This is a genomic window from Cupriavidus sp. 01L46 (assembly GCF_056399905.1).
Genome location: NZ_JBFTSF010000006.1, coordinates 49977 through 59573, shown reverse-complemented (window position 1 = coordinate 59573; position 9597 = coordinate 49977). Strand labels below are relative to the sequence as shown.

General features: G+C 67.2%; 6 protein-coding genes and 1 pseudogene. 1 reads left to right on the top strand and 6 read right to left on the bottom strand.

The features are described 5' to 3' along the window. Window positions 1-97: 97 nt before the first annotated feature. Both AC1DS3_RS02495 and AC1DS3_RS02490 read right to left on the bottom strand, forming a co-directional pair. Window positions 98-1226, bottom strand: a pseudogene (locus tag AC1DS3_RS02495) (HipA domain-containing protein). A 2-nt stretch (window positions 1227-1228) separates the two neighbouring features. Next, window positions 1229-1480 carry a helix-turn-helix domain-containing protein gene (locus AC1DS3_RS02490; RefSeq protein ID WP_441631752.1) on the bottom strand — a complete coding sequence of 84 codons (252 nt, stop codon included), beginning with the start codon at window positions 1478-1480 and terminating at the stop codon, window positions 1229-1231. 258 nt (window positions 1481-1738) lie between these two features. On the opposite strand from AC1DS3_RS02490, the gene AC1DS3_RS02485 reads away from it, so the two are divergent. After that, window positions 1739-3337, top strand: a complete 1599-nt coding sequence (locus AC1DS3_RS02485; RefSeq protein ID WP_477126626.1) for an AMP-binding protein — start codon at window positions 1739-1741, stop codon at window positions 3335-3337. Here AC1DS3_RS02485 and AC1DS3_RS02480 read toward each other — a convergent pair. The 4 genes from AC1DS3_RS02480 to AC1DS3_RS02465 form a co-directional block, all read right to left on the bottom strand. Next, window positions 3334-4191, bottom strand: coding sequence for a helix-turn-helix domain-containing protein (locus AC1DS3_RS02480; RefSeq protein ID WP_441631756.1), 858 nt, complete (start codon window positions 4189-4191; stop codon window positions 3334-3336). The two genes, AC1DS3_RS02485 and AC1DS3_RS02480, sit on opposite strands and share 4 nt — an antisense overlap. 182 nt (window positions 4192-4373) lie before the next feature. Then, window positions 4374-6017, bottom strand: a complete 1644-nt coding sequence (locus AC1DS3_RS02475) for a class I adenylate-forming enzyme family protein (RefSeq protein ID WP_441631758.1) — start codon at window positions 6015-6017, stop codon at window positions 4374-4376. A gap of 35 nt (window positions 6018-6052) precedes the next feature. Further along, complete coding sequence (locus AC1DS3_RS02470; protein ID WP_477126625.1) at window positions 6053-7225, bottom strand: ABC transporter substrate-binding protein; 1173 nt, start codon at window positions 7223-7225, stop codon at window positions 6053-6055. Between the two features lie 101 nt (window positions 7226-7326). Beyond that, window positions 7327-9585 carry a 3-hydroxyacyl-CoA dehydrogenase NAD-binding domain-containing protein gene (locus tag AC1DS3_RS02465; RefSeq protein WP_477126624.1) on the bottom strand — a complete coding sequence of 753 codons (2259 nt, stop codon included), beginning with the start codon at window positions 9583-9585 and terminating at the stop codon, window positions 7327-7329. Window positions 9586-9597: the final 12 nt, after the last annotated feature.

Genomic DNA, 9597 nt, shown 5'->3' with positions numbered 1-9597 from the left:
GGCGTGCGGCATGCAAGCCGGCATCCCTCGACCATAGGCCGCGCCGTGCACTTCGTCTTGCGCTTAGTGGTTGGCCTGGGCAAACCCAACCCACCGCTTAACCAGGCGGCATGCGATCAAGCTGCCGGGCGGACGCATCCAGCCCTTGCAGGATGCTGTCCGCCACCTTTTGCGGGAAGCCTTCCGGCAAGGCGGCGCTGACCGTGGCAATGACCGCCGGCGTCTGCGCAATGAGCCGCTGAACTATGCCTTCGGCATCCGGGCCGTGGAAGCACTTGGGCGCCATGGCGTTGAAATGCCGGCGCTGCACGTCCTTGAACAGGTAGTGCCGGTTCTTGCCGGCCACCGCCATGGCCAGCTTGGCCTTGTGCCATGACCACCGGTTTGCCCCATTGCCGACCACCGGCCAGATCGACATCACGTCATAGAGCGGCGTCATCCGGTAGCGCCCACCCGGCAGCAGGCGGATGCTGAAATTCTGAATGCATCTGCCGGTCGAAGCGCTGCACGCTCAGGACCTTCTGGCTGGCGAAGGTTTTGATTTCGCTATGTGCCACCGGCAGGCCGTAGGCGGCGAGGATGGTCAGGCAGAGCCACTCGTTCTCGACCGAGGTAGTGAGGTCGGCCCGCTTGTTGCCCACCAGCCCGAGCGGCAGCTTGAGGATGTGGGTGGTGGGCGTGGCGCCGTGGGGCTTCATCCACTGGTTGCCGTGCCACAGCAGCGCGGTCTTTTCCTGCGCGCCGGCCAGGGAGATGCGGAAGTCATCGTCATCGTCCTGCGCGCCCATGCCGGTGGGGCTGACCGTCTGCCGCAGCAGCTTTTCAATATCGGTGTCGGATTGCGGCGTACCGTCGATGCGGTCATGGCCCGCTGGCTGTTCGTTCTCGCCGAGCAATTGCACGGCGCCGACGCAATCGCGGCCGATGGCTTCCAGCAGGTCGAAGGCTTCCGTGGTTGCCGCCTTGAAACGCGTGGCCAGGCGCTTGCGGATGGCATCGCTGTCGGGCAGCAGGTTGTCGAAGTAATTGCGCACCCGGTCGCCCTTGAGCGGTGAGGTATCGACGCCGAAGGGCAGCGACAGGGAGAGTGGGCGCCCGGCGGGCGAGGCCAGCCAGCCTGGGTCGTATTGCAACTCCATGTCGCCCCGCGTGGGGATGCGCCACGTCCCTACCCGCTCGCCATTGGCCCATACCGACAACGCCCGCGCATGCGATCTGCGGCCCATGGCTACCACTCCACCGGCGAGGCTTCGGCGTCCGCCGCGCGTTTATCCTGCACGACGAGTTCCAGGCCGAGCACGCTGATCAGGGCCAGCAACTGGTCGGCGCTGATGCTGCCCGGGTTGAGTTCCATGTGGGAGATGCGGCTCTGGCTGACATCCAGCCGCGCGGCAAGGTCGGTCTGGGACAGCTTGGCGGCACGCCGTGCGGATTGCAGCACTTGCCCGAGCTGGCTGGGAGTGGTGAGCAGCTGTTTCATCTTGGTGATCCGGAGTTACCCATGAAATGCGTGATCTCACTTTACAAACAATATGGGTAAATTGCAAATACCAATTTAATGGGTATTCTTCAATTACCCATGTCATGCTTAATGGATGCCCACCGAGCTGCCGCCATACGCCGCGACCCAGCCACTTTCCGCAAGCCTTGCCCCACGCTACTTGGCTACGCTTGCCGCTCTGACCTGCCCCGGGTCCTTGCCGCATCCAACTTGACATCCAACGCCAGGAGAGTCCGCATGATTGCCAACCCGCCGCCCGCCACCATTGGTGCCGCCCTCCGCCAGGCCAGCCGGCGGTGGGGCCAGCGCACTGCCTACCTCTGCGGGCAGCAGGCCCACGGCTTTGCCGAGATGGAGGCCAGTTCCGCGCGGCTTGCCTGTGGCCTGCTTGGCCTGGGCATCGCCCGTGGCGAGCGCATCGGCGTGATCGGCCTGAACCAGATCGAGTGGCTGCAGCTGTTCTTTGCCGCGACGCGCATCGGCGTGGCGGTGGTGGGCCTGAGCGTGCGCTACCGCGACAACGAGATCGAGCATATGGTCAACGACAGCGCGGTCAAGGCGGTCTTCACGGTGCCGGAGTGCGAGGGCTTCGATTTTCCAGGCATGCTGGCACGGCTGGGTCCGCGCATGCCGGGCTTGTCGCACGTGGTGCTGATCGACACGGCGCCATCGGCCGACACCGGCTCGCTGCGGCTTTCCACGCTGCTGGCCACCGCGCCGGACCCGGCCGTGCTGGAGGCCGCCGAGGCCCAGGTTGTGCCGGAGGACCCGGCCATGGTGATCTACACCTCGGGCACCACCGGGCGGCCAAAGGGCGCGGGACTGTCCCATTTCAGCATGCTGGCAGCGGCCCTGGCGCAAGCGCGCCATGTGCGTACGAGCGAGGCCGACCAGCTACAGCTGGCCCTGCCCTTGAACCACGTGGGCGGCATCACCTGCGGGGTGCTGAACTTCCTGCTCGGCGGCGGTACTTGCGACCTTGTGCCAGCCTTCAAGGCGGACCTGGTGCTCGCCAGGATGCGCCAGCACCCGCCCACCATCTTCTCGGGCGTGCCGACCATGGCCACGCTGCTGCTGATGCATCCCGACTCGGCCAAGGTGGACTTCTCCTCCGTGCGGCTCGTGATCGTGGGCGGCGCCACCGTGGATGCTGCCCTGCTGGAGCAGTTGCAGGCCCGCATGCCGCAGGCGACGGTGATGAACCTGTATGGCCTCTCGGAATCCTCTGGCGCGATCGTCATGAYGCCCTGGGACGCGCAGCGCCAGGACCTGATGCAATCGATCGGCCGTGTGTTCGATACCGCCGAGGTACGGGTGGTCTCGTTTTCCGGCGAAAGCGTGGCTGCGGGCGAAATCGGCGAGCTTTGTTTCCGTGGCGCGGGCGTTTGCCCGGGCTATGTGGGCAGCGCGGCCGGGGCGGACGGATTCGATACCCAGGGCTGGCTGCACTCGGGCGACCTGGGTTATGTGGACGAACGCGGCTATATCCATCTGAAGGGGCGCAAGAAGGATATGTATATCCAGGGTGGCTTCAACGTCTATCCGGCCGAGATCGAAGGCGTGATCGCTCGGCACCCGGCGGTGATGATGGTCGCCGGCATTGGCGTGCCCGACCCCGTGCTGGGCGAGATCGGCCGCTATTACATCGTGCCCAAGCCCGGCTGCCAGGTCACCGAGCAGGAAATCCGCGCGTATTGCGGGACCCGCCTGGCCGATTACAAGGTGCCGCGCCAGGTGGTGCTGCGCGATGCGCTGCCGCTCACGCCGGCCGGCAAGATCCTCAAGGCGGCCTTGCGCACGGAGGACGCGCCGGATACCCCTGCCCGGCCCGCCTAGCCGGGCATGCCACTGCCCACCTCCGCACGCTCGCCAATCAGGGCGAGCTTGCGCGAGCCGGCAAAGATATCGCTGGGTTTGAGCCCGAAAGCCTGGCGGATGGAGTGGCTGAAGTGCGTGGAATCCGGATAGCCGGTATCCAGGGCCACATGCGCCAGGTTGGAGTTCTGGGTGACGTAGTGCAGCAGGCTGCGGGCGCGCTTCCAGGTCCGAAAGCTGCGGAACGGCGTGCCGACATCCTCCTTGAACAGATGCAGGAAGCGCGAGAAGGACAGATGGGCCGATGCGGCGCATGACTCGGCCGTGGCCGTGGCCGAAGGCGCATTGCGGATGCGCTGCACCGCAGCCTCGATACGCGGGTCCAGCTTGCGCGGCGCCAGCGCGTGCCCGAAGAAAATCTGGTCGAAGCTGTCGGCCTGCAGTTCCAGCTCCCGGCCGCGCTCGCTCAGGTAGGCATGCGCCTGGCGCACATGGCGCACAAAGGCCGGATCGTCCACCGGCCCTGCCCGCTCGCGTATCACCGGCGGCAGGCGCGCCAGGTCGATGCTCTCCGCTTCCAGCGCGAGGTCRCAGATCATGCGGTCGTCGCAAGCGACCGAGTGCGGCATGTACGCCGGCACCACCGCCAGTTCCGTGGATGCCCAGGGCCCGTCGTCAAACCGGATGCGAATGGGTGCGCGCAAAGCCACATAAATCAGCAGCCCACCCATGGTGCGGACCGAAGGCGAGCCAAGCAGGCCGGCGTAGAACAGCCTGTCGGGGGTGAGCCACATCACCCGGCCGGCTCCGTCCCGCGCGCCAGACGCCACGGTCGTCGCTGGCGGGCACGCAATGCCTTGTGCTTGCATCCGCATGTCGTTGTCTCCTGCTGGCGCTGTCCGCGCACCGATGGGGGCGTCGCCAGGTCTGCCAGTTATTTGCTCTCGGTGCGCCGCCATGATGCGATGCAAAAATGCGACGCAAAAAGCAGCGTAGCCGGGGCTGCCGGCTACGTCTTGCGTCAGGTGGCTATGCCCGCCACAGGCTGGCCCGGTGCTCAGCCCTTGTCATGGCGCTCTTCATGGCGCTCTTTGTGCTGCTCATCGTAATGCTCGCGATACTGCTGGCGCAACGCGAACTTCTGGATCTTCCCGGTGGAAGTGGCCGGCAATGCCGCCAGCAGCAGCACTGCCTTGGGCACTTCGAAGCCGCCCAGGTGGGCCTTGCAGTGCGCGCCGAGCTCGTCCTCCTCCACCCGCGCGCCGGGCTTCAGGGTCACGAAGGCCGTCACCGCCTCGCCCCAGCGCGCATGCGGCAGCCCGACCACCGCCGCATTGGCCACGGCGGCATGGCGCAGCAGCACTTCTTCGACCTTGATCGAGGGCACGTTTTCGCCGCCGCTCTTGATCATGTCCTTGATGCGGTCGAGGAAAAGCAACTGGCCATCCTCGTCCAGCACGCCAAGATCGCCGGAGTGATGCCAGCCAAAGCGCTGCACGCGGGCGGTAGCCTCGGGGTCCTTGTAATAGCCCAGCATCACGTTCGGCCCGCGAAACACGATCTCGCCGGGCTCGCCGGGGCCGAGCAGCCGGCCGTCGTCGCTCATCACCGCTACCTCGTTGACCACCGTGCCCACGCCCCAGAAGGCGCCAAAGCGCTTGCGCTGCTCCTGCGCCTCGAAGATGGTGGCCGCCGGGTACATCTCGGTCTGGCCCGAGCACAGGACGAAGTTGGGGCAGAACGCATCAAGCAGGCGCAGCAGCAGGTTCTTGGGCAGCGGCGCCATGCCGTAGATGCACAGCCGCACGCTGGAGAGGTCGGTCGCGGCGAACTGCGGGTGCTCCAGCATGGCCCGGTACATCATCGGCAGCGCCACCACCACGGTGACGCGGTGCCGGGCCAGGTCCGCCAGCACCCGGGCCGGATCGAAGCCGCGCCCGATCACCACGGCATGGCCGCCCAGCAGCGCGCTCATGGTATTGCCGTGCTGCGCGCAGTGGAACATGGGCAGCAGGCAGGTAAAGACCTCCCGCGCCGTCCCGCAGCCGGTATCGACCAAGTTGGGCGCCAGCACCGAATGCACCGAGTCGTGGGAGTGCATGACGCCCTTCTGCGGGCCGGTGGTGCCGCTGGTGTACATGATCTGTGCCAGTTGGCCGCTGGCGATGTCCACATCTGGCAACGTGGCCGGCTGGCCGGCCAGCGCGTCGGCATGCCGGGTAACGGCCAGCCCGGCCAGTCCGGCCATCTCGCCTGCCACCTCGCCCACCGGCTCCAGCAACACGACGGGAATGCGCAACGCCGCGACCAGCTCGCCGATGCCGGGCCGCGCCAGCACGGACGCGTCCGCCACCAGGCGCGTCACCTCCGCGTGTTCCAGGATGTACCGGATCGCATCCGGCGCCAGCGCCGTGTTGATCGGCACCCACACCATGCCCGCTTTCTGGATGCCCAGCAGCGCCACGATCATGTCGATCGAGTTGTTGCACAGCATGCCGACACGCTCGGCGCTGCGCATGCCCTGGGCCAGCAGGTAGTGGGCAAACTGGTTGGTGGCGGCGTTCAGCGCCGCGTAGCTGAGGCTGTGGTCGCCTTCGATCAATGCCGTCCGGGCGCCGAAGCGCCGGGCGCAACGGTGGATCACATCGCCCAGGGCGATGCGCCCGATGCGCTCGCGCGCCTGTTCCGTTGCAGTGCTCATGGTTGTCTCCGGTTGTTCATGGATGCCGCTCCCGCTCAGTTCATCTTGGGCGGCGGCAGCAGGTCGCTGGCCGGGATCCACTTGTCGCCAGCCACCTTCATGATGCGGATGCGGTCGTTGCTCAGGCGGTTGGTGGCGGAGACATTGAAGCCCGGGTTGCCCAGCGCGTCCTGCGGTAGCTTGGTCGACTCCATGGCAGCATTGAAGGACTCSGCGSTCAGGTTGCGCCCGGCCTTGTCGGCAATGGTGGCGAAGGTGGTGTAGGCGTAGTAGCTGAACATCGAGTACACGCCCGGGTCTTCATTAAAGCGCTTCTTGTAGGCGGCCGCCCATTGCCGTACCGCCGGGTTTGCATCGTCCGCATAGGGCAGCATGATGAAGGCCGCCGCGTGCAGGCCTTCCATCGCCTTGCCGCCCAGCAATGGCACCTGGTGCGCGTAGTTGGCCGAGGTGCCGGCGAAGACCGGGTTGAAGCCGATCTTGCGCGCCTCCTGGACCGAAGCAATGTACTCGCGCATCGTGGAGGCGTTGAACACCAGGTCGCAGTTGGCCGCCTTGAGCCGCGCCATCTGCGAGGAAAAATCGGTGGCGCCGCGCTTGTATGACACCTTCTCCACCAGGGTCATGTTCCTGGTCTTGAGGTAGGCCTGCACGCCCTCCACCGACTCCCGCCCGTAGTCGTCGTCCTGGTACAGCGCGCCCACCCGCTGGTAGGGCTTCTGTTTGAAGAAGTAATCCATGATGGTGGTGGACATCAGGAAGTTGGACGGCCCCAGCGCGATCTTGTACGGGCTGGCCGGCTCATACATGTCGCGCGCGGCGCTCTGCGGCATGAAATTGAAGACCTTGCTTTGCACCAGGAACGGCAGCGTGGCCATATTGGGCGCGGTGCCCAGGTGGCCGATGATGGCAAACACGCCATCCTGCGTGACCAGCTTCTGCGCGGCCAGCACGGCACGCTTGGGCTCGTAGCCGTTGTCTTCCACCACCACCCGCAGCTTGCGCCCCTGCACGCCGCCGCGGGCGTTGATCTCCTCCACGGCCATGGTCATGCCGTTGCGCGACTCCTTGCCGTAGTTGACGATCGGCCCGGACATATCGGTGATCAGGCCGAGCACGATTTCCTTGTCGGTGACGCCGCGCGTCTGCGCACTCGCACCGGCGCTGAGTGCGAGCGCAATGGCGGCGATGGTGGTCTTCAAGATCATGGTTGTCTCCTTGTCTTATCGGTTTGTTGCTTAATGGGTGGATCGCTTAATGGGTGGATCGCTTAATGCGTGGATGGCTTGACGCGTGGATTGCCTTGGCTTCAATGCACGCTCTGTGGCGGCTTGGGTCCCGACTGGATCCTGCCTTGCGCGGACCGCGAGTCCGGCGGTAATGAGATAGGCGCATGGCCCTGTGCCTGGCCGTCCGGCACCGCGGCATCGGCCGCGGGCGGCGGCGCGGACCAGTCGGACAAGCGCTGCCCGCCGCGCGCCAGCGCCGCCAGCAAGGGGGAGATGTCCCAGTAGTCGTAAGGATTGCCGCGCAGGCGGGCGTAGCGCTCCAGCCCGGCTTTGATGCGGGGCAGGCCAATGCTGTCCGCCTGCCACACGGGGCCTCCGAGATAATCGGGAAAGCCATAGCCGGCGGTCCACACCATGTCGATGTCGCCGGGCCGGCTGGCCATGCCCTCCTCCAGCAGCTTGGCGGCTTCGTTGATCAGCGGAAAAATCAGGCGCTCGACGATCTCGGCGTCGGCGATGTCGGTGCGGCGGGCGATGCCGTGCGCGCGGCCCAGCGCGGCGCAGATGCGCTCGGCCTCCGGGTCCGCCACCGGCTCGCCTTCCGGGTAGCGGTAGTAGCCCGCGCCGCTCTTGCAGCCGAGCCGTCCCAGCATGAACAAAGTGCGCACCACCGCGCGATAGGCGGGATCCGGCGGCAGCCCCCCGGCCTTGCCGTACTCCAGCACGATCTTGGCGCCCGTGTCGATCCCGGCCAGGTCCAGCATGCGGCACGGCCCCATCGCCATGCCATAAGCCTGCATCACGGCATCCAACCGCGCCGGGCTCACGCCTTCCATGAGCAGGAATTCGCTCTCGCGCAGGTAGGCCTCTGCCATGCGGTTGCCGATAAAGCCAAAGCACACGCCCGTCACCACCGCCACCTTGCCGAGCCGCCGGGCCAGGTGCATGGCGGTCATCAGCACATCCGGCGCGGTGGCGCTGCCGCGCACCACTTCGATCAGCCGCCCGCCATTGGCCGGGTTGCGGAAATGCAGCCCGGCGAAATCCTCCGGCCGGCCGCAGGCCTCGGCCAGCACCTCCACGTCCAGCGTGGAAGTATTGGTGGCAATGATCGCCCCGGGCTTGCAGATCTGGCCAAGACGGGCGCACACCTGCTGCTTGAGCGCCATGTCCTCCATCACCGCTTCGATCACCAGCTCGCAGCCGGCCAGTGCGTCGTAGTCCAGCGTGCCGGCAATCAGGCCCATGCGCCTGTCCACCTGATCTGGCCGCAGCCGCCCGGCCGCGGCACCGGCCTCGTACTGGGCGCGCACGGACGCCAGGCCCTTGGCCAGCGCCACGTCGCTGGCCTCAACCAGCGTTACCGGCAAGCCGGCGTCCGCCAGGCTCATGGCGATGCGCCTGCCCATGGTGCCGGCGCCCACCACCCCGGCCGTATGCAGCGCACGCGGCGTCATGGCCGAAGGCACCCCGGACACGCGGGCCGCCTGGCGMTCGGCAAAGAACAGGTGGCGCAGCGCCCGCGATTCCGGCGACGCCACGCAGGCGGCAAGCAAGGCGGCCTCCACCGCTTCGCCCTCGGCGAACGGCAGGGTTGCCGCCGCCTCCACCGCTCGCACGATAGCCGCGGCTGCGGGGTAGCACGCGCGCTCCTGCGTGGCGTGCCGCAAGGCCTGCGCGAAGAAATCCGGCGGCAGCCCGGCGACAGGCACGGACAGCGTCGACAGCCGGCGCGGCGGCGCCCGCCGCGCCAGCAGGTCTTCCAGATAGCTAAGGCCAGCGGCCAACGGCTCGCCCGGCACCAGCGCATCGACGATGCCGGCGGCCAGCGCCGCCTCGGCGTCGAGCATGCGCCCGCTCAGCATCAGGTCCAGCGCCAGGGCCGCGCCGCAGGCGCGCGGCAGCCGCTGCGAACCCAGCGAGCCGGGCAGCAGCCCCAGCTTGATCTCGGGCAGCCCGACCTGCGTGCCGGGCACGGATACACGGTAATGGCAGGCCAGCGCCAGTTCCAGCCCGCCGCCCAGCGCGGTGCCGTGCAGCACCGCCGCGACCAGCCGTTCGCTGGCTTCGATCCGGGCCAGGATGCGGTTGTAAGGCGCAGCCGTGAAATCCGGCGCATCGAACTGGGCGATGTCGCCGCCCGCCACGAAGGTACGGCCCGCGCACCAGATCAGCAAGCCATCGAGGGAGGAATCGGCCTCGAAGGCGGCCACCTTGGCATCCAGCCCCGCCACCGTCGCCACCGAGAGCGCGTTTACCGGTGGATGGTCGATGCACAGCAGGCCGATGCGGCCGTGCCGAACCAGGCTGACGGGAACCGCTTTGTCTGCATCGCTCATGGCGCCTCCGGT